Source organism: Prevotella multiformis DSM 16608 (assembly GCF_000191065.1).
GTDB lineage: Bacteria > Bacteroidota > Bacteroidia > Bacteroidales > Bacteroidaceae > Prevotella > Prevotella multiformis.
The window spans coordinates 639,284-665,002 of record NZ_GL872283.1; the positions used below are offsets into that span (position 1 = coordinate 639,284).

17 protein-coding genes are annotated in these 25,719 nt (G+C 50.0%); 9 read left to right on the forward strand and 8 right to left on the reverse strand.

Going from position 1 to position 25,719, the window contains the following annotated elements:
- Positions 1–704: 704 nt before the first annotated feature.
- From HMPREF9141_RS07940 to HMPREF9141_RS07970, 7 genes are all read right to left on the reverse strand, one after another.
- Positions 705–1,130, reverse strand: a complete 426-nt coding sequence (locus tag HMPREF9141_RS07940; RefSeq protein WP_007368143.1) for a DUF6078 family protein — start codon at positions 1,128–1,130, stop codon at positions 705–707.
- Between the two features lie 390 nt (positions 1,131–1,520).
- On the reverse strand, positions 1,521–3,335 hold the full coding sequence (locus HMPREF9141_RS07945; RefSeq protein ID WP_007368145.1) for a GmrSD restriction endonuclease domain-containing protein: 1,815 nt from the start codon (positions 3,333–3,335) through the stop codon (positions 1,521–1,523).
- Between the two features lie 37 nt (positions 3,336–3,372).
- Positions 3,373–3,849, reverse strand: a complete 477-nt coding sequence (locus HMPREF9141_RS07950) for a hypothetical protein (RefSeq protein ID WP_007368146.1) — start codon at positions 3,847–3,849, stop codon at positions 3,373–3,375.
- Between the two features lie 272 nt (positions 3,850–4,121).
- Positions 4,122–4,580 (reverse strand): DUF6078 family protein, encoded by a 459-nt coding sequence (locus HMPREF9141_RS07955; protein WP_007368147.1) that lies wholly within the window; start codon positions 4,578–4,580, stop codon positions 4,122–4,124.
- A gap of 20 nt (positions 4,581–4,600) precedes the next feature.
- Positions 4,601–5,266, reverse strand: a complete 666-nt coding sequence (locus tag HMPREF9141_RS07960; protein WP_156792443.1) for a hypothetical protein — start codon at positions 5,264–5,266, stop codon at positions 4,601–4,603.
- Between the two features lie 66 nt (positions 5,267–5,332).
- Positions 5,333–7,240 (reverse strand): molecular chaperone DnaK, encoded by a 1,908-nt coding sequence (dnaK, locus tag HMPREF9141_RS07965; protein ID WP_007368149.1) that lies wholly within the window; start codon positions 7,238–7,240, stop codon positions 5,333–5,335.
- Positions 7,241–7,590: 350 nt separating this feature from the next.
- Entirely contained in the window at positions 7,591–10,302 is a 2,712-nt protein-coding gene (locus HMPREF9141_RS07970) for a DNA gyrase/topoisomerase IV subunit A (protein ID WP_007368150.1), read from the reverse strand.
- A 543-nt stretch (positions 10,303–10,845) separates the two neighbouring features.
- Between HMPREF9141_RS07970 and HMPREF9141_RS07975 the strand changes: the two genes are divergently transcribed.
- The 4 genes from HMPREF9141_RS07975 (at position 10,846) to HMPREF9141_RS07990 (ending at position 15,574) form a co-directional block, all read left to right on the forward strand.
- Entirely contained in the window at positions 10,846–12,393 is a 1,548-nt protein-coding gene (locus HMPREF9141_RS07975) for a glycine--tRNA ligase (protein ID WP_007368152.1), read from the forward strand.
- 92 nt (positions 12,394–12,485) lie between these two features.
- On the forward strand, positions 12,486–13,148 hold the full coding sequence (bamJ, locus tag HMPREF9141_RS07980) for a BamJ family beta-barrel-assembly machinery protein (RefSeq protein WP_007368153.1): 663 nt from the start codon (positions 12,486–12,488) through the stop codon (positions 13,146–13,148).
- A 34-nt stretch (positions 13,149–13,182) separates the two neighbouring features.
- Positions 13,183–14,004, forward strand: coding sequence for an alpha-1,2-fucosyltransferase (locus tag HMPREF9141_RS07985; protein WP_007368154.1), 822 nt, complete (start codon positions 13,183–13,185; stop codon positions 14,002–14,004).
- A 148-nt stretch (positions 14,005–14,152) separates the two neighbouring features.
- Complete coding sequence (locus tag HMPREF9141_RS07990) at positions 14,153–15,574, forward strand: MATE family efflux transporter (protein ID WP_156792444.1); 1,422 nt, start codon at positions 14,153–14,155, stop codon at positions 15,572–15,574.
- 92 nt (positions 15,575–15,666) lie between these two features.
- Here HMPREF9141_RS07990 and HMPREF9141_RS07995 read toward each other — a convergent pair whose 3' ends face one another.
- Positions 15,667–17,217, reverse strand: a complete 1,551-nt coding sequence (locus tag HMPREF9141_RS07995; RefSeq protein ID WP_007368157.1) for a phosphatase PAP2 family protein — start codon at positions 17,215–17,217, stop codon at positions 15,667–15,669.
- Positions 17,218–18,511: 1,294 nt separating this feature from the next.
- On the opposite strand from HMPREF9141_RS07995, the gene HMPREF9141_RS08000 reads away from it, so the two are divergent.
- The 5 genes from HMPREF9141_RS08000 (at position 18,512) to HMPREF9141_RS08020 (ending at position 25,280) form a co-directional block, all read left to right on the forward strand.
- Positions 18,512–19,594 carry an OmpA family protein gene (locus tag HMPREF9141_RS08000; RefSeq protein WP_007368158.1) on the forward strand — a complete coding sequence of 361 codons (1,083 nt, stop codon included), beginning with the start codon at positions 18,512–18,514 and terminating at the stop codon, positions 19,592–19,594.
- Between the two features lie 349 nt (positions 19,595–19,943).
- On the forward strand, positions 19,944–21,866 hold the full coding sequence (gene dxs, locus HMPREF9141_RS08005; protein WP_007368159.1) for a 1-deoxy-D-xylulose-5-phosphate synthase: 1,923 nt from the start codon (positions 19,944–19,946) through the stop codon (positions 21,864–21,866).
- Between the two features lie 147 nt (positions 21,867–22,013).
- Positions 22,014–23,354 carry a Trk system potassium transporter TrkA gene (gene trkA / locus HMPREF9141_RS08010; protein WP_007368160.1) on the forward strand — a complete coding sequence of 447 codons (1,341 nt, stop codon included), beginning with the start codon at positions 22,014–22,016 and terminating at the stop codon, positions 23,352–23,354.
- A 2-nt stretch (positions 23,355–23,356) separates the two neighbouring features.
- Positions 23,357–24,814 (forward strand): TrkH family potassium uptake protein, encoded by a 1,458-nt coding sequence (locus tag HMPREF9141_RS08015; protein WP_007368161.1) that lies wholly within the window; start codon positions 23,357–23,359, stop codon positions 24,812–24,814.
- Between the two features lie 220 nt (positions 24,815–25,034).
- A complete protein-coding gene (locus HMPREF9141_RS08020; RefSeq protein ID WP_007368162.1) occupies positions 25,035–25,280 on the forward strand; it encodes a DUF6078 family protein in 246 nt (81 codons plus the stop codon).
- Positions 25,281–25,719 lie beyond the last annotated feature (439 nt).

Here is a 25,719-nt window from a genome sequence, read left to right on the forward strand (position 1 = left end):
CTGTATTATGCCGCATTTCATACTTCCGTTCAAGATAGTCGAGCAGACGACGAGTAATGTCATTTTTAAGTCTATCCGACTGTCGCTTTCGCTGATTTACAGCTTTAATGTTCTTAAGATTATTATATTTCATATACGATAGTTTTAAGTTTACGAGTTACTTGTGAGAAAGGAGAAAGGATAAAGAGTAAAAAGGTTAAACTGTTATTATGTCATTCCCTTACCCTTTTGCACTCTGTCTGCTATATTGGCCCACACAGAGAACACAGAGAAACGGAGGACACAACTCCCTCAGAGAAACCTAAAGGTTTTAAGGAGAGCACAGAGATAGAGAAAAGTAAAAGAGAAAAAAGACAGAACTGTTATTGTGTCTTTCTCATATCTGACCTTTTGTCATTCTGTCTGATGGCCACATAACAGTTAATCTGTTATTATGTCTTTCTAACATCTGACCTTTTGTCATTCTGTCTGATAAGCCATAGAAAGTTAAACTGTTACTATGTCTTTCCTTATTCTGTCCACCAACACCAAGTGTGTTAGTAGCAAGCACCATTCGTGCGGAGCGTTAACACCAAAGAAATAAGACCTATATAACAGCTTACTAATTCAACTTCGTGACGCTAAAGTTACCTTCTCTGCCTCTACCAAAACAAGCTAATGTCTTAACTCCTCTCACTCCCTTTCACTCCTTAATTCCTTACCCCCTAATACTCCCAGCTCGTTTGGTAATTGTCATAAACACGTGGGGCAGCATAGCCATAACGTTGGAAAAGGTCATTAATCCATTGCTGCTCTTCCCCACTCAGCTTGTTAATCCCCCGATGGTAACGATAGTAGACAAAACGACTGCCGAAATGGTCCTCCATAGCACGGCGCAGAGAGCGGTAGTCACTGTGCTTCACATCATCAAAAAGATGAGAGAATCCCCACGCCAGTCGTTCTGTCTTCATAGCGTGAAACTCCTTACAGCTATTGCCAGAACGAGCAGAGGGAAGAACAGTCAATGCCGAGTGCTGACTGACAGAGAGTGTCTTAGTCGCATGATAGCGTAGGCACTTTTCTTTGAGAATACAATCGTGCATTAAGCACACTGCCCAATTTTTGGGCATGTTAGAAAAATCTGTAAACATAAATAGAATGATTTAAGAATAAAACAAAAAGGAAGATGCCGTCAGTTTGTAGAAAATCACGCCTTGCGTGCCGTTGCTCTTCCTAATATCTGCGTGCAAAGATACAACATAGAGGTACCCCTTGTCAAGTTTTTCACGAATTATTTTTATTTTGCTGTCACTCCTATCACCCACTTACGACTTATAACACTTTATAAATCAACAAACTACCGCAAATGTTAAAAATGACAGCAAATAGTTTTCAAACTTAGTGTAGTATATAAAATAATGCTACGGAGATATTGCTCTCCTTATATATCCGTAAACGCTCAGTCAATTAAAGAAATAAAGAGCAAAAAACAATCTTCATCGATTCTACTCCTATCCTACTTACTACGCTATTTATATTTATTATAAGCTAAAATAATAGTCTTTAATTTTTGCTGCCATCAACTTTCTTCTTGCAACTAAAAATTCAGGATAATTGGAATAATCCATATCTATAATTTGACTTGGTATGCAGTTTTCTGCCATGTTTTTTTTCAAACAATTTATATCAGCTATATTCCCATAGAGCGAACTACCGTTTTCACAGTGTTCTATTGCACCTGTAAAGTATACATTCGGTGCATCATCAGAAATTTCTTTATTCACTTGTGTATCAAGATAAGTGAAGTTGGCAATTTGATTATACTGTATTCTCTCGTTGAAGCCATTATTACGCAGATATTGTTTGGGGAAGATATGGTGTACTTCACCCATTAATGTGATTAAATATCCCACTTTTGTACCATTACTAAACAAAGCATTATTACCTTCATAAATCTGTGCAGCAAGGAACACATTGAAGAAAGGACTGTTAATGACTTGCGTTTCGAGTTGTTGTACCAATCTGACATTCCAAAATGTATCGGAAAGGTTAGCTTCTTCTACTTCTTGAAAGAATGCTAAAAAACCTTTTTCACGAATACGCTTTATATCAAAATCCATTTGTGACTCAGGAGACCCTGTATATCTACTTGTTAATGTTGACATAACAAACCACTTTGCTACATAATGCTTTATCTGACTCTTTTCTATTGTAGTATCATTATTTAATAACAAATATAATGTATAGGCAAAGTCCATCGTCATTTGAGAATTTATCAACTTATTAGAGATAAATCCAGCAGCCTTCATTCCAAGAATGAAGTTTGAGAATGTATATTGATTCATAAAATCGATAACACCTTCACTTAATTTAGCAAAAGACTCTTCTGCTATTTGTGCTTTATATTCTCGTGACTCAAAATCACGCCCTCCAAGAAGACTAACAAGATCCTTTAACTTTGCACGACCGAACTTATACATAAATGAAATGCGCAGAATATCGTTATAATCAGGATCAAAAATAGACTCCTGATCATCTTTTAGCCATTTCAATTTACTCGCATATAGAGTTTCCATAAATAGCGTATCTTTAGCCATTTCAGTATACCAATCTGGCTCTACTGCTAAATGTGAGAAGTAATCGATAGCTTTACGTAATGCGTTACCGCCATATTCTGTATTGGCAGCAATCTTCGACATAGCAAAATCTGCTTGATTCAGTTTGGCACCTTGACTATTTATACGTATGAAGATATCTGTTACCTCATCAATATTCAAATCTTTATCAAGTGTGATAACTCCAATTTGACGATTCTTTATATCCAACAAACGCATTAATATCTTATTCATCTGCGATCCGTTTACTTCTGCGTTCTGCTGACAATATTCATTCACAAAAGCCCATTGGTCAAAGTCTGACTTAAATAACTCGGCAATATCAGCTATCCATTTCTTATCTTTCAGAATTGCATTATCTTGAACTTTAAAAATTTCTTCTTCACTTTCTTCTGATGCTTGTGGATTAAAAGCAATTTTAATTCTACGTTTTTTAAAATCACTGGTTAATACCTTAAGTCCTGCAATAGCCGTCATCAATGCCGTAACACGCTGCTGTCCATCTATCATTATCTTTTTACCTAACGATAGAGTCCCATCTTTTAATTTCATATCTGGACTTTGAGAGATTATCAAATATCCAGTAGGATAACCTTTATAAAGAGAATCTATCAAATCTCTAACTTGACGAGGTTTCCAAACAAAAGGACGTTGAATTTCTGGAATAGCAATTTCTTCAGACTTTATGTAATTTAAAATTTGGTCAAGAGAAATGTTTGATGCATTATATTTTTCAGTCATGTTTTCTTAATAAAATTGATTTATAGATAAAATAATATTAAAGTTTACTCAAATAATCATACTCTTTCTTGTATCGTTTGACTCGCTCGTAATCCTTCCGTGTCGGATTAGGAAGACGAGAAAGATCCATATTATGAGTAAGGTCGTGCATCTTTACTGCTTTTGCAAGAGCATTTCTTTTAATACGCTGAATATATGTTTCCCTATCAGGCGCAAGGTGATGATTAAGCAATCGTAAAGCCACTGTGAACTCTTCCCTATCGCTATCTGATAATAAACTTTCTAATTTCTCATCTAACAAGTTAAGCACTTGCTCAACTGAATTCGGAGTATCTTCACTTGCATCGTGCAGATAACCAATAATCTGCTCTTGCCAAGTGCTTCCCATTTTGGCAACAGTTGTAAGATGACCTGTGAAGTAATCAACTCCAGCCTTATCCACCTGCCCTCTATGTAGTTGACAAGCTAAAGCTGCTGCACATTGTACGATGCTCTTTTCTTGGTTACCTAACATTGCTAAAATTGAGTTTATATGTAACAAAATCTCTTCTCTATATCTACTATTCAAAGGTACATCTTTTTGTGAACATACCAATCTTATTGAGCATTTCTTTAAGATTTCATCTTCATCTATAAGCCTTTCAAATCATCTATAATTTAGCACATTGTTTTCTTTCTCTTTAGAAACTAATTATTTTCATAGGAATGAAACCAGAGTTTCATACTGATGAAATTAGAGTTTCAAACTGTTGAAACTTTCGCTTAGTACTGAGAAGATGTTTTATTTTATACACGTTTGTAGGTACGCATAAGTGTAGGGTATTGTTCTTCATAGCTGTCGAACTCAATTGCAGAGCCGTCGTAACCCACGTCTGTGAAGATATCTCTTATCTCCTTTTGCTCACTTTCTGTCAGTACACGCTCCTTTCGTTTAATCCGATAATAAGCTGTGCGCCCAAAGGTGTAGATGAGATTTTGTCGGATATCACTTAAATCAGCCACTCGCACATTGTCATATATTCGTGATATTCCCCATGCAAAACGTTCCTTGCTGTTAGGGTCGAAGAACGGACAAGGCTGTGTGTCCGCAATCACATTCGAGTTCATCATCATATACTGCTCCCGTCCACCCATTTCGAGCATCGTGTAGGCAGTGTGGCGTAAGCACTGGCTGGCTTTCTCACAGTGAGTACCAGCACAGTGTGCGTAGTCGTAGGGTAATTGGTTGTATTGTTCAAGAGTCATTGGGTTATTTTAAGTTTAACTTATGGCAACTCTTCCATATATATTAATTTAAGATCATTCTTTTGGGTAATAACCTTCGTTATCTTAAAAGATGTACCACGAGTAAAATTGACTTGCTTTTCATCACCATGATTGTATATTTCATAAAGATTGTGTGCTTTAGTCTTTCCATCTTTCAATGGTTCAATTATATACACATTCTTACTATCTTCTTGCTCCCAATCGTCTTCTGTACATGTAAGACAATGAGCTACCGTAAAGATGTCTCCTTCACAAAAATCTGTTTTATCTTGAGATTTGCAATATCGACGTAAAGGGGTACTCTTACTTTGAGGAGCCTTCAAAACAAGGGAATTGAGTACTTTAAATAATTCTTCTGCGATTTCAGGTACAGTTCCGTGATAATAATCGTCTCTAAAATAACAAGACATATCACCACAAAACATCCTCAAAATTACTCGTTCAGCTTCTGTTAGTTCATATTTTTCCTCGTTCCCAATATATCCTTTTATTCCATCATAATACCTTTGTATTTTCCCATTTTTTAAGAAGTATTCTGGATTATAAAAGTCAGCGTCTATTAGACCAGTACTTTCCTCAAACATCGAACCATCATTTTTATGCTCTGATATATATTCTTTTTCTTTATCAATAAAATATTGAATATCTTTTATTTCGTCTGTCATAGTGTTGATTAATGTGAAAAGCCCCAATGGCATTACTACCATTGGGGCAAGGTTATAATGTTATTTTTACTTCACTTCCTCAAAGTCTGCATCTTGGATGGTATCATCCTGCTTTGGCTGCTCCTGCTGACCAGCGTCTGCGCCTGGCTGAGGACCTGCCTGCTGACCGCCTGCCTGGCTGTACATCTGCTGTGATGCTGCCTGCATAACGGTGTTGAGGTTGTTAATAGCTGTGTCGATGGCTGCAACGTCACCAGACTTGTGAGCATCCTTGAGCTGCTGGAGAGCAGACTCGATACCTGACTTCTGGTCGGCTGGAACCTTGTCACCATTGTCCTTCAAGAAGTTTTCGGTGGTGAAGATCATTGAGTCAGCTTGATTCAGCTTGTCAATCTTCTCACGCTCTTTCTTGTCGTTCTCGGCATTCTGCTCAGCCTCAGCCTTCATGCGGTTGATTTCGTCCTCGCTCAAGCCGCTTGAAGCCTCGATGCGGATACTCTGCTCCTTACCTGTTGCCTTGTCCTTAGCAGACACGTTAAGGATACCATTAGCATCGATGTCGAATGTTACCTCAATCTGTGGAACACCACGGCGAGCTGGAGCAATACCTGTCAGGTTGAACTGACCGATAGACTTGTTCTGTGCTGCCATCGGGCGCTCACCCTGCAGAACGTGGATAGTAACCTCTGTCTGGTTGTCAGCTGCGGTAGAGAACACCTCACTCTTCTTGCAAGGGATAGTAGAGTTAGCCTCGATGAGCTTTGTCATCACGCCACCCATCGTCTCAATACCGAGGGTCAATGGAGTTACGTCGAGCAATACGATATCACCCACACCGCTCTCCTTGTTAAGGATAGCACCCTGAATAGCTGCACCAACAGCAACCACCTCATCAGGGTTAACACCCTTTGAAGGCTCTTTGCCGAAGTAGTTCTTCACCAATGTCTGCACTGCCGGGATACGGCTTGAACCACCTACGAGGATCACCTCATCAATATCTGAAGTCTGCAACTTAGCGTCGCGGATAGCGTTCTGGCAAGGAACGAGACAAGCCTGGATGAGGTTGTGTGCCAACTGCTCAAACTGCGCACGGGTCAATGTCTTTACCAAGTGCTTTGGAACACCGCCCTCAGCTGTGATGTAAGGCAGGTTAATTTCAGTAGAAGAAGAGCTTGACAACTCAATCTTTGCCTTCTCAGCAGCTTCCTTCAAACGCTGCATAGCCATCGGGTCCTTTGTCAGGTCGATACCCTCATCAGCCTTGAAGCCGTTAGCAAGCCAGTCGATGATTACCTGGTCGAAGTCGTCACCACCCAGGTGCGTGTCACCATTCGTAGAAAGTACCTCGAACACACCGCCACCGAACTCAAGGATAGAGATATCGAACGTACCACCACCAAGGTCGAACACGGCAATCTTCATATCCTTGTTCGCCTTGTCAACACCGTAAGCAAGCGCTGCGGCAGTAGGCTCATTCACGATACGCTGTACATTCAGACCAGCAATCTGACCGGCCTCCTTGGTAGCCTGACGCTGTGAGTCGGAGAAGTAAGCCGGTACGGTGATGACGGCATCCGTCACCTCCTGACCGAGGTAATCCTCTGCGGTCTTCTTCATCTTCTGCAGAATCATTGCAGAGATTTCCTGCGGCGTATATTTACGGTCGTCAATCTGTACACGTGGATAACCACCCTCATTGACCACCTTGAACGGAACACGCTCTGCTTCCTTCTTACTCTGGTCGTAAGTCTCACCCATGAAACGCTTGATAGAATAAACGGTCTTCTGCGGGTTGGTGATGGCCTGACGCTTGGCAGGGTCGCCCACCTTACGCTCGCCGCCGTCAACGAAACCTACGACAGAAGGTGTCGTACGCTTTCCCTCGCTGTTAGCGATTACCACTGGCTCGTTTCCTTCAAATACAGAAACACAAGAGTTGGTTGTTCCTAAGTCAATTCCAATAATCTTTCCCATAATCGTATATTTTTATTTTATTATTTTCTAATTTCTTTCCTGTTCTTAATGCCCTGCTGCAACCTCGCCGGCCAGCCCAGTTACGCTGTCCTTGCCGTCAGAGTATTATTCGGCATCAATCGCCAACAAGGAGACAAATGACGTGCCAACGGAAAGAGACTGACAGAATGGCAGAGCGATGCAGGATTACGACAGCATCTGTCTGTAAATGTTCCATGACAAGGGAATCGCAAATGTCCCGTGACAAGGGAAATGCCGGCATATTTTCTCGTACCCGTCAACAAAAGAGGCAGAGACACACGCCCCATGTGTCCCTGCCCTTTCGTTTCCATATAATATACGCCGGCAGTCTATTCGTCCGTAAAAAGATTCAGCTGTCCGGTGATTTCGTCGATGACCTGCTGCTGTGTCTTCCCGGCATCAGGATCGAGATTCTCTTCCGTCTGCACCTCCGACGGTTCTCCCTCCTTGTTCCCGCCGTCCTCTTTGTCTCCATCCGGGAAGCGGAGAGGTTCCAGTTCCTCAATCTTGTCGACCGTCCACGTGGTCAGCCGCTTGCCCTTCGCCTTAAAGCCCTTGACACCGACAAACTGCTCGGCATCGAACTCTTCCGTGCCACGTGCCGCATCGGCGCCGCCGTAGGTCACCTGTATGCGTGGGAAAGCAGCATCCGTCAGCAGTACCATCCGTGAATCGGGATTGTCGCCGACGAAGTTCTGATGCCGCTTCGAGGCCTCCATGTGGAACCGCTTCAGGTAAGGATAACCCTGGTTGTCAGCATCGAAGATGACCGCCGTCCACGCCTTGTCGGCTACGAACTTCTCTATGCGCAGGATATTGTCCTCGTAATGGTTGGAGGAATCGATGTTGGTGATGTAGAACTCGCCGTTCTTCAGCACGACAAGGATGCTGTCCTGGTCGGAGAACTCGCCGAGGAACAGTCCGTGCTCCTCGTAGTTGATCCGCTTGACATCCGGGTCGAACCACACCTTCCGTCCGCCGAGCGTGGAGTGTCCGTGGCTCTTCAGCGAGATGCGGTGGATGCTCTCCTTGGTCAGGAGATTGCCCTTTGCAGCACGTCCCTTGATGAGGATGCCGGCAAAGTCACGCTCCATGAAGATGTTCTGCTTCTTCCTGTCGGGGTTCGGGTCGAGGGTAATCTTGATCAGTTCAGCCTCGCCGTTGGGATTGGCCGTAAAGTAACAGATCCGCGATCCCGGCGTCCCCAAGGTGACATCATACTCCTTGTCGCGGGTAATGGAGGTTACGTTGAACCGTTTGATATAATAAGGTCCGGTCTTTCCGTCCCGGTAGACGACATTATAAATCGTCCGTTTGTCATTCTTCTTGAACACCTGCACGTGCAGGACACCCTTGCCGACGAACACCTTGTCGGCAATGCGGATGACCTTATACTTGCCATCCCGATAGAAGATGATGACATCATCGAGGTCGGAGCAGTTCTGCACGAACTCCGCCTTCTTCAGCCCTGTACCGATGAAACCCGCCTGCCGGTCGATGTACAGCTTCTCGTTGGCATCCACCACCTTGGCCGCCACAATCGTGTCGAAGTTCTTGATTTCCGTGCGGCGGGGATGGTCCTTGCCGTACTTCTCCTTCAGATGCGTGAACCACTCGATCGTGACACGCACCATCTCGCCGAGGTCCTTGTCAATCTCGGCTATCTCCGCCTTGATCTTCCGTATCAGTTCGTCCGCCTTGTCCTTGTTGAACTTCAGGATACGCTGCATCTTGATTTCCAGCAGCCGGAGGATGTCGTCGCGCGTCACCTCACGGACAAAAGTCTTCTTGTAAGGCTCGAGCTTGGAGTCGACGAAAGCCACTACCTCATCGAGACTCCTTGCCGTCTCAAACTTACGTTCTTTATAAATACGGTCTTCGATGAAGATGCGCTCCAGCGAGTTATAGAACAGCTGTTCCTCCAGTTCGTGCTTCCGGATTTCCAGCTCCCTCTTCAGCAGTGCCTTGGTATGCTCGACAGAATTGCGCAGCACGTCGGAGACGGTGAGGAAACGGGGCTTGTTGTCCTCGATGACACAGCAGTTGGGCGAGATGTTTATCTCGCAGTCCGTGAAAGCATAGAGTGCGTCGATGGTCTTGTCACTCGACGTGCCTGGCGTGAGATGCAGCTGGATCTCCACCTCCGAGGCCGTCATGTCTTCCACCTTGCGTATCTTCAGCTTGCCCTTCTCGACAGCCTTGGTGATGGACTCCTGCAGCGAGCTGGCCGTCTTGGTGAACGGCACCTCACGGATGACGAGCGTCTTGCTGTCGAGCTTCTCCACCCTGGCACGCACCTTCAGCACGCCGCCGCGCTGTCCGTCGTTGTACTTCGACACATCAATGCTGCCGCCTGTAGGGAAGTCCGGATAGAGATGGAACTCCTCGCCGCGCAGACAGCTGACGGCGGCATCGCAGATGTCGTTGAGGTTATGCGGAAGTATCTTTGACGACAGACCGACGGCGATGCCCTCCGCTCCCTGTGCCAGCAGCAGCGGGAACTTCACCGGGAGCGTGATCGGCTCTTTGTTCCGTCCGTCGTAGGAGAGCTGCCACTCGGTGGTCTTGGGGTTGAAGACCGTCTCCAGGGCAAACTTCGACAGGCGCGCTTCGATGTACCGGGGAGCAGCGGCACGGTCGCCGGTGAGGATGTTTCCCCAGTTCCCCTGCGTGTCGATGAGCAGGTCCTTCTGTCCCAGCTGCACCAGGGCATCGCCGATGGAGGCGTCGCCGTGCGGATGGAACTGCATGGTATGCCCCACGATGTTCGCCACCTTGTTGTACCGTCCGTCGTCCATCCGCTTCATGGAATGGAGAATACGCCGCTGTACCGGCTTCAGGCCGTCCTCGATGTGCGGTACGGCCCGTTCGAGGATTACATAGCTGGCATAGTCCAGAAACCAGTTCTTGTACATCCCGGAGAGGTGATGTACGGCCGAGGCGTCAAACCTGTCGGCAGGCTTGTAGTCGGAATGGGTATCCTGTTCCAGCGTCTCCTCCTCGGGCGAAAGTCCGTCCAGGTCTTTTGTTTCGTCATCCATATTGTCTTCTTTCTTGTCTTGGCGGAGGACGTGTCAGAAAGGATGTCCGGCGAACAGATGCCCCCCTCTTCTGACACGACACCTCAAAGGACTGCAAATATACGAAAAAAAAAGGAAACCGGCAAATCGCGCCTTGCCCGATTGCCGGACGGGGCTCTGTACCAGGCCGGTACAGCCCCTTGCCGTCCCGGCAGGACTAATGTTCGGACGTGCCGGTGTCTGGGAACGGGATTCCCGGTGCCTGGGACACCTGTTCCCAACCGGTTGGGAATACGATTCCCAACGCCCGGGACACCTGTTCCCAACCGGTTGGGAACAGCCCTGCGCCATCCTCCCGTACAGATTACAGGCATTCTTCAAGAAATCATCCCGTTTGTTCCCTGATGGCAGGCAGCCGTTTGGCAGACGGCGTTTCTGCCCTGGCGAATCCGGCAGACGGCCGGGAATAATCGGGCTTCATGATAAACTTTCACGATAAACCTGTCCTTATTCGGCTAAAAAAGCGTAACTTTGCGACAAAAACCAAGGTATAAAGAGACAATTATGGCACAAGAGGATGTTTTCAAGAAGATTGTAAGCCACTGCAAGGAATATGGCTTCGTCTTTCCGAGTAGTGATATTTATGACGGTCTGGCAGCTGTTTACGACTACGGTCAGAACGGTGTCGAACTGAAGAACAACATCAAGCAGTACTGGTGGCAGTCGATGGTGTTGCTGCACAGCAACATCGTCGGCATTGACGCATCCATCTTCATGCACCCGACGGTATGGAAGGCGAGCGGCCATGTCGATGCCTTCAACGACCCGCTGATTGACAACCGCGACTCGAAGAAGCGTTACCGTGCCGACAATCTCATCGAAGACCAGATCGGCAAGTACGAGGAGAAGATAGCGAAGGAAGTGGCCAAGGCCGCCAAGAAGTTCGGCGACTCCTTCGACGAAGCCAAGTTCCGTGAGACCAATCCGCGTGTCCTGGAGAACCAGAAGAAGCGCGACGAACTCCATGCCCGCTATACCGAGGCCATGCAGGGTCCCGACCTCGAGGCACTGAAGCAGATCATCCTCGACGAGGGAATCACCGACCCGATCAGCGGAACGAAGAACTGGACCGACGTCCGCCAGTTCAACCTCATGTTCTCTACCGAGGTGGGGGCTTCCGCCGAGGCTACCAACAAGATCTATCTCCGTCCGGAGACGGCGCAGGGCATCTTCGTCAACTTCCTCAACGTCCAGAAGACAGGGCGCATGAAGCTGCCGTTCGGCATCTGCCAGATCGGCAAGGCGTTCCGCAACGAGATTGTCGCACGCCAGTTCGTCTTCCGTATGCGTGAGTTCGAGCAGATGGAGATGCAGTTCTTCTGCCAGCCGGGCACGGAGATGAAATGGTTTGAATACTGGAAGAAACACCGGCTGGCATGGCACGAGGCGCTGGGCATGGGCGACGAGAACTACCGTTTCCACGACCATGAGAAGCTGGCACACTACGCCAATGCCGCTACCGACATCGAGTTCCATATGCCCTTCGGCTTCAAGGAGGTGGAGGGCATCCATTCCCGCACCGACTTCGACCTCTCCCAGCACGAGAAGTTCTCGGGCCGCCAGATCAAGTATTTCGACCCGGAGCGCAACGAGAGCTATACGCCGTACGATGTGGAGACCTCTATCGGTGTCGACCGTATGTTCCTCTCCGTCATGTGCCACAGCTATACAGAAGAGCAGCTGGAGAACGGTTCGAGCCGTATCGTACTGAAGCTGCCCGAGCCGCTGGCACCTGTCAAGTGTGCCGTACTGCCGCTGGTCAACAAGGACGGACTGCCGGAGAAGGCGCGGGAGATCGTGAACAGCCTGAAGTTCCACTTCAACACCCACATGGAAGCCAAGGACTCCATCGGCAAGCGTTACCGCCGGCAGGATGCCATCGGTACGCCGTTCTGCGTGACGGTCGACGGCGACACGCTGAACGACAACACCGTGACGCTGCGCTACCGCGACTCCATGAAGCAGGAGCGTGTGCCGGTAGAGAAGCTGCGCGAGATCATCGAAGACCGCGTTTCCATCACTTCCCTGCTGAAGAAGATCGATATTGATTAGATGGAGTTGACGAGTGGACAAGTTGACGGGCGGACAGGTTAGTTGACCGTTTCGACTTGTCCTCCCGGTTCTTTTTTACAAGCAATACGGATATGACAAAGAAAACAAAATCCCTTCTCCGCCATGCCGCAGGCATTCTCTGTCTGGGCAGTCTCCTGTTTACCGCCGGTGTCTTCACCTCCTGCTCCGAGGACAACGACACCGTAGAGGAGTATGCCGACTGGCAGGCGAAGAACGATGCCTACTGGAACAACCTCTACACTGCGACCCAGCAGAAGATCAAGGGGGGCGACACGTCCTGGAAGACGATACTCAACTATACGTTCCAGAACCAGAAGAGCGATGCCAAGACACCGCCGGCCTACGGGCCGGAGAGCCACATCATCGTGCATGTCGAACAGAACGGGACAGGCACGAAGAGTCCGCTGTATTCCGACTCCGTATCGGTGCATTACATGGGGCGCATGATCCCTTCCGCGACCTATACGTCAGGACTGATCTTTGACAAGTCATGGTCGGGTGAGACTTTCAATGCCGCTACCTCACGTCCGTCGCACTTCCTGACACAGGGACTGGTCGACGGCTTCGCGACGGCATTGCAGGCGATGCACCGGGGCGACCACTGGACCGTGTACATCCCTTATCAGCTGGGCTATGGCAGACAGGGGCAGGGACAGGTGCAAGCCTATTCGGTTCTGATCTTCGACATCAGGCTGGTCGACTTCGCCCACCCCGGCAGGAAGCTGAAGGATTAGGCAATACGCTCGGTCTTAAAGATTATTGTGGGGGATGAAGATTGTGAATTTCCAAGGCGGATTGGGCAATCAGATGTTTATCTATGCCTTCAGCCGGTATCTGTCCCGACTTTATCCGCAGGAGAAGATCTACGGTTCGTATTGGTCACGTTCTTTATATGTCCATTCTGCCTTTCAGTTGGACAGGATTTTCAGTCTTCAGCTCCCGCCCCATAATCTTTTTACTGACTGTATCAGCAAGCTCGCGCGGTTTTTCGAACGTCTCCGACTTGTTCCGGTGGAGGAGACACCGGGGAGTATGTTCTATAATGGTTATTGGCTGGATAAAAAGTATTGGGAGGGGATCGATCTGTCTGAGATGTTCTGTTTCCGCAATCCTGACCTCTCCGCAGAAGCCGGTGCTGTCTTGTCCATGATAGAGCGTAGCAATGCCGTTTCTGTTCATATTCGCCGGGGCGACTATCAGTCTGAAGAACATATAGAGAAGTTCGGGAGATTCTGCCCGCCAGACTATTACCGCATTGCGACGGAACGCATCCGACAACGGGAGGACGACCCTCTTTTCTTTGTTTTCTCGGACGATATGATGTGGGTGAAGTCCAACATGGATGTTCCCAATGCGGTCTATGTGGATTGTCATCATGGCGATGACAGTTGGAAGGATATGTTTCTTATGGCAAAGTGCCGGCATAATATCATCGCGAACAGTACTTTCTCGTTCTGGGCGGCGATGCTCAATGCGAATCCTGATAAAGTAGTCGTCTATCCGCAGCGCTGGTTCTGCTGGCCTTCACCGGACATATTCCCTGAAATGTGGTTGCCTGTAACTGAAAAAGAAATAAAGTCCTCTTTCTGATACGTTCCAGGAGAGATTCTCTGCAAGGCAGGATCCATGCTCATCTATATTAAGGTGATGGAAACGGGGGAACATCCTATAGATCAGTTTCATTTCCCTTTCCAGATCATCAATGTCTTATTCTCTTTAAAATCCAGCTTCGTCAGTTTTGCACATATCTTTCAGCAGGTCCGTTTCCGACAGCCTTCTTTCTAAAATCCGCAGTGGTGAAGGAATGAGTAGGAATGAGAAACTCAATCTCATTGTCCAGCTCAGTATTCCCTCTATCCTGGCACAGGTAACGACGGTGCTCATGTTTTATATTGATGCGGGAATGGTGGGTTCGCTCGGTGCCAGGCCTTCGGCGGCCATCGGACTTGTCGAACCGGCCACCTGGTTAATCTTCTCCCTGGTGGGTGCGGTTACAATGGGCTTTTCGGTGCAAGTGGCTCATTTTATCGGTGCAGACGACTTTGCAAAGGCACGTGCTGTCATGCGGCATGGTTACGCCTTCGGCCTTTGTTTCTCATTGCTTATGCTGCTGACAGCCTTTCTTATTGCCCCTCGTCTTCCGATGTGGCTTGGCGGAGGAATTGATATTCAGCATGATGCGATGCTCTACTTCCTCATTTTCTCTCTTATTGCGCCCTTCCATCTGATAGAGTATATGTCGGCGGCAATGCTCAAAGTTTCCGGCGATATGCGACGTCCGAGCATGATGGCGATTCTGATGTGCGTACTGGATGTTGTCTTCAATTACCTTTTCATATTCCCTACACGCACGATTTCTCTCTTGGGGGTCGAAGTGACGATGCCGGGTCTTGGTGCAGGTGTGGCAGGTGCAGCCCTTGGAAGTCTCTTGGCCTTTGTCTGCGTAGCCTTGCCTTTAGCTTATTATGCTGTTTTCCGCAGTCCTATTCTGTCTTGGAGACAGGATGCCGTACGCTTTGTCTGGCGGTGGCAGTATATTTGGAATGCGATGAAGATAAGTGCTCCAATGGCCTTGCAGTATCTTCTGATGAACGGGGCACAGCTGGTTTCGACCATGATTGTCGCTCCTCTGGGTAATGTTTCCATTGCCGCCCATTCGTTCGCCATTACGGCAGAGAGCCTCTGTTATATGCCGGGTTATGGCATCAGCGAAGCCGCCACGACCTTGGTAGGGCAGAGCGTGGGGGCAGGCCGCCGTGACCTCTGTCGTAGCTTCGCCTGGATGACGGTTTCTTCGGGTATGGCCGTCATGGCATTCATGGGGATTGTCATGTATGTTTTCGCTCCCGAGATGATCGGACTGCTGTCGCCTGTCGCTTCCATCCAGCATCTGGGGACGGCTGTCCTCCGTATCGAAGCCTTCGCCGAGCCGTTCTTCGCTGCGGCCATCGTAGCGTACAGTGTCTGCGTGGGAGCCGGCGACACGCTGAAACCCTCACTGATCAATCTGGGCAGCATGTGGCTCATCCGCCTTACCATGGCATACGCCCTCGCCTCCCGTTACGGCCTCCGTGGCGTATGGTTTGCCATGGCGGTGGAGCTTACTCTCCGCGGACTGATGTTCATCTTCTATCTGTTCCGCCATCTCCGGAAGACGTGATGCCGGACCGGAAGTGTTTTCCTCTCTCCGGTTTGTTGACAGAAGTCCTGCCCGGAGGTCTTTCATCTGGCGCATGGGAAAGCCGTCCGGCTCTAAAAGGTGATGGAGAAGGCGGCTCCCAGCACCGTCTGCGCCAGGCCTCTCTTCAAGGATGCCACATTCGGTTTCACATAACGTTCTACTGAAGACACAGGGCTGCCGTTGAATGTCACGTTACGGGCAGCAGCCTTCAGGAAGTGCATGGGATCGTAGACGATGGTATAATTGCGGTATGAATAGTCGTAATCCAGGAAGATTCTCCATGCCGTCAACGATTTATAGGAAAAGTTGACGGACAGTCCCGTACCTATTGTGAAAGCCTTGTTCCCCATGACCGTCAGGTAGTCCCATGAACAGTCATAAACATCGCCGTTGTCTTCCCGTTGGCCCAGCACCTCGCAGGTAATCCGCCTCTTTCCTTTATCCGCCTCATAAGAGAAGTCCAGGTCGCGCTGGTGTCCGCGCACACGTGCGTCAATATCCACGTCCCGCATATAGCTTCTGCCAAAGAGCAGCTTGGAGCCGAGGGATATGCGGGATGTAAGGGGGAGATTGAAGTAAAGTCCTCCGCTGAGAGAGAACTCCGCCAGATGATTGGACTGTACCGTGAGTGCATATTCGTCCATGAATCCATCCAGATCGGGGAAGGTCTTTGAGAACTCATACAGACTCTGTTTCGTAAAGTCATCCAGATTCTTCACGGCCCTTGATACGACACGCAGCCGCCCGCCGACCCCTATATGACGGTTGATGAAATATGCTCCCTCGCTGCTTACGGAAAGGGCATGTGAGAGCTTCAGCCCACGTACATTTTCTTCTTCATAGTCGTCTTGCAGCACCTCATTCCCCAGCAGGATGTCCAGCTGCTGCTTGCCAAGTCCTACTCCGGTCTGTATGCTGAAGAACGACGGACGGCTGCTGGAAACAGGCTCTGCCGTCCGGTCGGGGCGGCGCAGGCCATGCTGTCTGAAGATCAGGTCGGCGAGGGTATAGCCCAGTTCGGCCGACAGAATACCGATTCCGGCACCGGCGAAGGTGTCGCTCACCCAGTGACGGTTGTTCAGAACCCGCATGCAGCCGGTAGCCGTAGCCATCATATACCCTCCGATACTGTACCATGGACTTCGTGTGAGACCGTATTCCTTGTGCAGGATGGTGGCTGCCGCAAAGGCCGTTGCCGTATGCCCCGACGGGAAGGAGTTGCGGGTAGAACCGTCAGGACGTTGCTCACGGGCGGTGTACTTGATGCTGTTCACAAGCAGAGCCATGACTGCATAGGATGCTGCCGCACTCACGGCATAACGTCCCCACGTACTGCGTCCTTCCACCCCCGCGGCTTTCAGTCCGGTTGTCAACAGCAGCGGGGAATATTGCAGGTAATTGTCTGCGGGACTGTGGAAATTGTACTGGAACTTCTGCCGCAGACTCCTGATATTCGTCCGCTGTCCTCTCAATGCGGCTCCGGCAATGATCCAAGGGAAGCCGGAAAACGTGAAGTCGGTGCCCGGACTTGGGGCCGCGCAGTGCTTCTCATTCCCTTCCGATGTCCGGAGGGGCGCTGCTTTTGTCCCTGCATATAATAAGGTGGAGGAGTCGGGGCGCATGCTGTCCCCTGCGGATAGGATATGGCCAGACTTATCCCCTGCTGGGTGGAATGAGACGGAGTCGGGCGGTACCGGACAGTGACCGGCACCGGCAAGGCACAGGACAGGGGGCAGACAGCAACCTGCCAGGCAGTGTATGAACTTTATAGTCATGTATGCTGATTCCAAGTTTGTGTGCCTGCAAAAGTACGAATTTCCCTACGATTTTGATGAGAAGTACATTCTGAAAATGCGATGGGGTGTCGTTCTTTGCCGAAAAGTCCCGTTCCTCTGCTGCACGTCTTGCCTTTCGCCGCATAGAAAAAGGGTTCTTCTGTTAAATGCGTAGATGGGGAATAGAATAAAGGCTTATGCGCCTGCATGGCATGACCATCCGAAATCAGATGGTCTTCAAAGGAGGATAAACTGCAAGATAAGATGCTGAAAAGGCGCATTGATGCGATGCCTGTCCATCAGCCTGTCTTTCCGTCTTTTACAGACGACTTATTCCCATATCATCGGTATCTGTAAAATGTTTTCATGCTACCCAAGCTGACACATGCTCTTCTGGCTTCTAACAGATGCCTGATTGACCTGCAACAGGTGCTCTTTCAGCGTGTTACCAACGCCCTTTTGAAGTCCAATCAGGCACCTTTTGCGAACGGCCCGATAACCAGTTGATTGACTGCCGGTTACAGACCTGCTTTTTGCACGCATTCTTTTTATTTGCAGATGATTTGTTTGCAATTATGTAATGACTTTTCAAAATCCCATCTGTATTCTCAACGTATTCAAATGGAAAGGGATTTGTAATCGGAGGATGAAAATAGAATGGAAAGTTGACGGTCTTGGCATATTTTCGTCGGTTCTTCCGTTAAAGCTATGCGAAAAGCATCCACGCATTTAACGGAAGAACCAGAAAAAGCTCTCACATGCTACGAAGCTATGTCCTTTCATGAAGACAACGGGAGAGAGCCGGAAGACGACGCGATGTTTTCATCGGGCAGTGGCAACGGTCGGAGGGCGGCTGTCTGAGGGACGGGGCCGGCATCAACAGCCAGCATGAGGAAGACACAGACCGTACATGTCCGCATTTGCTCCACAGTGGCATGGTCCGGGATGCAGAGACCTCGAAGTCAACTTCCCAACCCCATTTTATTGCTCATTATGGCGGAAAAGAGGTTTTTTTCATCCTAAATTACTGAAATTTGCGTTTTTTTCTTTAAATTAATGTAGTCTATTCGAAAAAAGTACTATCTTTGCATACAGAATTTAATTAAGTCGCTAAAATTAACAGAATTAATATTAAGCATTTATGAAAAAGTTTTTGTTTGCACTTTCGATGCTCGCTATGGGTATCACGAGTACACAGGCTCAGATTGCCTATGAGAAGGCTAAGCCGTTTGACAACGTTTACCTCGGTGTAGAAGGTGGCGTTATGGGGCCTCTTAATTTTAACCACTTTGCTCCACTTAACGCTGCAGCCGGCCTGAAGCTCGGCAAGCAGTTCAGCCCGGTTTACGGTGCTAACCTCGAAGGTCTTGCTTTCTTCGGTGACAACCGTTGGCAGACAGGCTCTTTAGGTTTCTCCAACAGCCACACTGTTGTTCGCGCCATCAACCTCGGTCTGAACGGTACGATCAACTTCACCAATCTCTTCGGCGAGTACAATCCTGACCGCAGATTCGAAGTAGGTGCTGAGGCTGGTATTGGCTACTGGATCACTTACGGTGACAAACACATCATCCAGACAGACAATACCGGTGACGACACAGAGCTCACAGCCAAGACCGGCCTTACATTCGCTTACAACCTCGGTAAGGACAGAGCATGGCAGCTCTATGCTGAACCGGCAATACTCTGGAACCTTACACACGGTCCTGGCGATGCCATCCAGTTCGGCAAGCAGGCCGCACAGCTCGGCCTCTTCGTAGGTGTCAACTACAAGTTCAAGACCTCTAACGGTACACACAACTTCAAGATCTGGAATGTCGGCGAGCTGAACGATGAGATCAACTCTCTCCGCGACCAGCTGAACGCTAAGCCGAAGGAGGTTGTCAAGGAGGTTGTCAAGGAAGTCATCAAGGAAGTTCCTACAACAACTACCCAGACTATCAGTGTTGACAATCTCGTATTCGTTACCTTCCAGCAGGGTAAGTACATCCTCACTGCTCCTAACAAGAAGGCCCTCGATTCTATTAAGGCAGGCCGCCACGTACAGATTGTCGGTACCGCTTCTCCAGAGGGTTCCAAGGCATTCAACGACCGCCTGTCTCAGAACCGTGCGAACGTGGTTGCTGAGTACCTCCAGGGTCGTGGCATCATCGTTGACGAAGCTACTGGTCAGGGTGTTCAGGGTGTAACCTCTAACCGTCTGGCAGTTGTTTACGTAAAGTAAATTGAACCTCTTTCCTGCCGGTCACCACAGACCGGTCAGGAAGATACAAGAGGGGATGAATCCTTCGGGATTCATCCCCTCTTTCTTTTTCTTGCAGGTGCATCCTCTTCCCGCAGGCGGGAAATCCACATTCTGGAAGATACGTTCCCTGACTTCACATGGCTTGCCCCGTCGATCCGTCGTCCTTGCCGGGCAGGCTGTCTGTCAGCCCCGAACGTATATGGGAAAGCGGACATTGATACCGGGAAAAACACAAACGATTGTTTCCCGATACTTACTTACCCGTGGTTTTATTTTGCCTTTTAAGCTATTTAGCGTATCTTTGCATTGTTATTCATGCTATTCAATAATGTCGAACAAGAAGAAATACGACTTGTTAAGCCAGATACAGTCACCTGCCGATTTGCGCAGACTGAAGCTGGACGACCTTCCGGAGCTCTGCCAGCAGTTGCGGGAGGACATCATTGAGGAAGTCGCTGTCAATCCGGGACACCTCGCTTCCAGCTTGGGAGCGACCGAGATCACGGTGGCATGCCATTACGTCTTCCATACGCCGGAAGACCGCCTCGTATGGGATGTCGGCCATCAGGCCTACGGCCATAAGATCCTGACAGGACGGCGGGACAGCTTCTGCAACAACCGCAAGCTGAACGGACTGATGCCTTTCCCTTCGCCTGTCGAGAGCGTTTACGACACTTTCACCTGCGGCCATGCCTCCAACTCCATTTCTGCCGCTTTGGGGATGGCCGTTGCGGCCAAGCTGACGAAGCAGCACCGGCATGTCGTGGCCATCATCGGCGACGGAGCGATGAGCGGCGGTCTTGCATTTGAAGGACTGAACAATGTCTCCAGCCAGCCCAATGACCTGCTGATCATCCTCAACGACAATGACATGTCCATCGACAGATCCGTGGGAGGCATGGAGCAGTACCTGCTGAACCTCGATACAAACGAGACTTACAACCGGCTTCGTTTCAAGGCGTCGCAGTGGCTGAACTCCAAGGGACTGCTGAATGACGAGCGGCGCAAGGGGCTGCTGCGCCTGAACAATGCCCTGAAGTCGGCACTGGCTCACCAGCAGAATATGTTTGAAGGCATGAATATCCGTTACTTCGGTCCCTTCGACGGCAACAATATCACCGAACTGGTACGCATCCTCCGGCAGCTGAAGAACATGAAAGGGCCGAAGCTCCTCCATCTGCATACGAAGAAAGGAAAGGGATATGAACCGGCGGAGAAGAGCGCAACCGTCTGGCATGCACCGGGCAAGTTCGACCCTGAGACAGGCGAACGGATGGTGCAGGACAGCAGCCGGGAACCACCGAAGTTCCAGGATGTCTTTGGAAAGACACTGCTGGAACTTGCCAGGAGGAATCCACGCATCGTAGGCGTCACACCGGCCATGCCGACCGGCTGCTCGATGAATATCATGATGGACGAGATGCCCGACCGGACCTTTGATGTCGGTATCGCCGAGGCACATGCCGTGACCTTCTCCGCCGGCATGGCAAAGGACGGACTGCAGCCTTTCTGCAACATCTACAGTGCCTTTTCGCAACGTGCGTACGACAGCATCATCCACGACATGGCGATACTGAATCTGCCGGTCGTACTTTGTCTGGACCGTGCAGGGCTGGTGGGTGAGGACGGTGCTACGCATCATGGTGCGTTCGATATGGCTTTCCTGCGCCCTGTTCCTAATCTCACGATAGCTTCTCCCATGGACGAGTGTGAGCTGCGGCGGCTGATGTACACTGCGCAACTGCCCGGAAAGGGCTCTTTCGTCATCCGCTATCCGCGCGGACGTGGCGTACAGACCCGGTGGGACTGTCCTCTCACGGAGGTAAGGGTCGGTACCGGCCGCCGCATCCACGACGGATGGGATGTCGCCATACTGAGCATCGGACCGATCGGGAACGATGTCGAACAGGCCATCGACCTGATTGAACGTGCCGAATCACCTGCTACAAAAGGGCATTGTCCTTCGGTAGCCCATTACGATATGCGTTTTCTCAAGCCGTTGGATACGGATATCCTGAAGGAAGTCGCCGCCCGTTTCTCACGTATCATAACCATTGAAGACGGCGTACGCAATGGCGGACTGGGATCCGCCGTAACCGAATGGATGGCCGATCACGGGTACAGTCCGCGCATCACCCGTATGGGGCTGCCCGACCACTTTGTCGAGCAGGGCACCGTCCAGCAGCTGCGAGAGATATGCGGCATCGACGTAGACGGCATCAAGGGACAGCTCACCGCTGCCTGCCGATAGTCACAGTGCCTGACAGTCTTTTCCGCCTGTCATCGCTGCCCATCACATCCCCTCCCTCGGAGGGACTTGGGGAGGCCTCCTGCCATACCCCTCCCTCGGGCTTGGGGAGGCCTCCCATCCCCACCTGCAAGAATCAAAGAGCAAAGAATGAAGATCATTATTTCAGGAGCATACGCCATAGGGACTTTCCTGGCAAAGCTCCTTTCACGAAACAAGGAAGACATCATCCTGCTGGATGAAAATCCCGAGAACCTTGACAAGATCAGCAGCGAGTTCGACCTGCTGACCATGGAGTGTCCTGCAACCGATATCAAAGGGCTGAAAGCTGCCGGTGTAGAACATGCCGATCTTTTCATCGCCGTCACGCCGAACGAGCCGGCCAACATCGCGGCCTGTGCCATGGCGCACCAGCTGGGAGCCAAGAAAACGGTGGCGCGGGTGGACAGCCCGGCATACGTTGAGGAACAGAACAAAGAACTCTTCCGCAAGATGGGCGTCGACGATATTATCTATCCTGAAATACTGGCTGCAAAGGACATCATCAACGGACTGAAGATGTCGTGGGTGCGCCAGCGGTGGGACGTACACGACGGAGCACTCGTCATGCTGGGCATCAAGCTGCGTGAAACCTGTGAAATCCTCGACCGGCCGCTGAAGGAAATCAGCGGGCCGAACGACCCTTACCACGTCGTCGCCATCAAGCACAACGACGAGACCATCATCCCCGGGGGAAATGACACCCTGCAGGTGTACGACCTCGTCTACTTCATGACGACAAAGCAGTACATCCCCTACATCCGGAAGATTGTCGGCAAGGAACATTACGTGGATGTGCAGAACGTCATCTTCATGGGGGGCGGAAAGACGGCCGCGCGCGCCGTGAAGATGCTGCCCGAATACATGCACGCCAAGATCATCGAACAGCGGACGGAACGCTGTGAGGAACTGAACAACATCTTCAATGAAGACACGCTGGTCATCAACGGAGACGGACGGGACATCGGACTGCTGAAGGAAGAGGGCATCCGCAACACACAGGCTTTCGTGGCGCTCACGTCGAATGCCGAGACCAACATCCTGGCCTGCCTGACAGCCAAGCGGATGGGGGTACGCAAGACGGTCGCCTCCGTGGAGAACTTCGACTACGTGGGGACGGCGGAGAGCCTCGACATCGGCACGATCATCAACAAGAAAGCCGTTGCGGCCAGCCATATTTACCAGATGATGCTGGATGCCAATGTGGAGAACATCCGGTTTCTCATGTCGGTCAATGCCGATGTGGCGGAGTTCACGCCGAGCCCTGATTCCAAGATCACCCGCAAGCCCGTCAAAGACCTCAATCTGCCGAAGGGGGTCACCATCGGCGGACTGGTAAGGGACGGAGAGGGAATGCTGGTCTCCGGCAACACGCAGATCGAGGCGGGCGACTCGGTCGTGGTCTTCTGCCATAACGTAGATATGAAAAAGGTGGAGAAATTATTTATCTGATCATGCTGAATCTGAAACTTATCTCCAAAATCCTCGGGGCACTGCTGTGGATAGAAGGCCTCCTGCTCTTCAACTGCCTGCTCGTCTCACTGTGGTATCGGAGTGTCGATACCTTGCCTTTCGTCTGGAGCATCCTCATCACCGTCGGCGCAGGACTGCTGTTCCGTCTGCTGGGGCGCAATGCCGACAACCTCCTGGGACGGCGCGACGCCTATTTCGTCGTGACAGTGGCATGGATTCTCTTCACGCTGTTCGGCACGCTTCCGTTTATGATCAGCGGATACATCCACAGCTTCACAGATGCCTTCTTTGAAGCCATGTCGGGCTTTACGACGACAGGAGCCACCATCATCGACTATCCTGAACGGCTGCCCAAGGGACTTCTCTACTGGCGTTCGCTCACCCAGTGGATCGGCGGACTGGGCATCGTGTTCTTCACCATCGCGATCCTCCCCTCCATCGTAGGCGGATCGGTAAAGGTTTTTGCCGCCGAGGCCACAGGGCCTATCAAGAGCAAGCTCCATCCCCGCCTGAGCACAAGTGCGAAGTCGATATGGATTGTTTATCTGGTGCTGACGGTGGCCTGCATCCTCAGTTACAAACTCTGCGGTATGGGATGGTTTGATGCTTTCAATTATTCCATGACAAGTACGGCGACCGGTGGTTTCGCCACCGAGAGCGGTTCCATCATGACCTTCCATTCCCCGGCCGAGGAGTATGTCTGTACGCTGTTCTGCTTTCTTTCGGGCGTGAATTTCACGCTTATGTATGCTTCTGCTGTGGGCATGGATGTCAAGCGGCTGCTGAAGAACAGCGAGTTCCGGTTCTATACCGTCATGGTGCTGTCGTTTGCCCTCTTCATCGCTGTCGAGCTTGTCTACCGCAATCATTACGACATCGAACACGCCTTCCGCAGTGCCATCTTCCAGGTGGTGTCTTTCATTACCACGACCGGACTCTTCAGCGATGATGCCGGCAAGTGGCCGCACGTGACGTGGGTTGTTCTGGCAGCCTGTATGTTCTTCGGTGGATGTTCGGGATCCACGAGCGGAGGCATCAAGAGCATCCGCGGTGTCATGCTGCTGAAGGTTGTACGCAATGAGTTCCGGCAGATCCTGCATCCGAATGCGGTCCTGCCGCTGAAAATAGACGGCATCAATATTCCGCAGGCTAAGCGTGTGACGCTTCTTGGCTTCATCGGACTGTACCTCTTCCTGACGCTCTTCTGTGCTTTCACGATGATTGCCTTCGGCATCGACAACACGAACGCCATCACCATCACGCTGAGTAGTCTTGGCAATGTAGGACCTACCCTCGGCATGGAGATCGGACCTACAATGTCGTGGGCACAGCTGCCCGGTTTCGCCAAGTGGATCTGCTCTTTCCTCATGCTCGTCGGCCGTCTGGAACTGTTCACTGTTCTGGTGCTGTTCACACCGGCGTTCTGGAAGGAAAACTGACACGATCCATCATGATCTCCCGGACCTGCCGGCACAGCGGAAAGTACAGAAAACGCCATGGCCGTCCGTAAACATCGGGTGAAACATCCGGGGCACGGTTCAGGTACCGGGAGACAGCCGTCTGTCCGCTTTTCCTTGGGACGGCCGGACTTGGCCTTCCCGCCGTTGCGCCTGCTCCCCTCCTGCCTGGACTGGAGACGGCTGGCCGGCGTTCCATGCCATGAAGACGGAACGGCTGGTATGGGGCTTCTCGCATCTCTTCGACGATGTGAAGCACAGTGACTACCGCCCTCCGCACCGTGAGATGGAGGCGTATTTCGGAAGCCGCTTTGTGTACTATCGCTATCATCGGGGCTTCAATAAGCTGTATGAGGAAGAGCAGCAATGGATAGACGGGCTTTTCCGGCGTTATGGCTATACTGCTCCACGTGTTTATGACAACTACCGGACGAGCTGGAAATATTAAGAGTTAAGGAGTGAAAGGGAGTGATAGGAGTTAAGGCATTAGCTTATTCTGAAAGAATGGAGAAGTTAACTTTAGCGTAAAGAAGTTGGGTTGACAGGCTGTTAAGGAGGTCTTGTTTCCTTGGTGTTAACGCTCCGCACGAATCATGTTTGCTGCTGACACACTTGGTGTTGGTATGTGTCTTAAAAATAATTTCTCCGTTTCTCTGTTCTCTGTGTGAACCAAATACTGTGCAGATAAAGACAGAATGACAGACAGGATAAGAAAAGGCAGAATAACGGTTTAACTTTTTTACTCTTTTTTCCTGTGAAAATTAAGAATCTTAAGAAAATCAAAGCTGAAAACCAGCGTAACCGACAGACTGGAAAACTGAGCCATGACATCACCCGCCGCCTGCTCGACTATCTTGAGCGGAAGTATGAAATGCGGCATAATACGG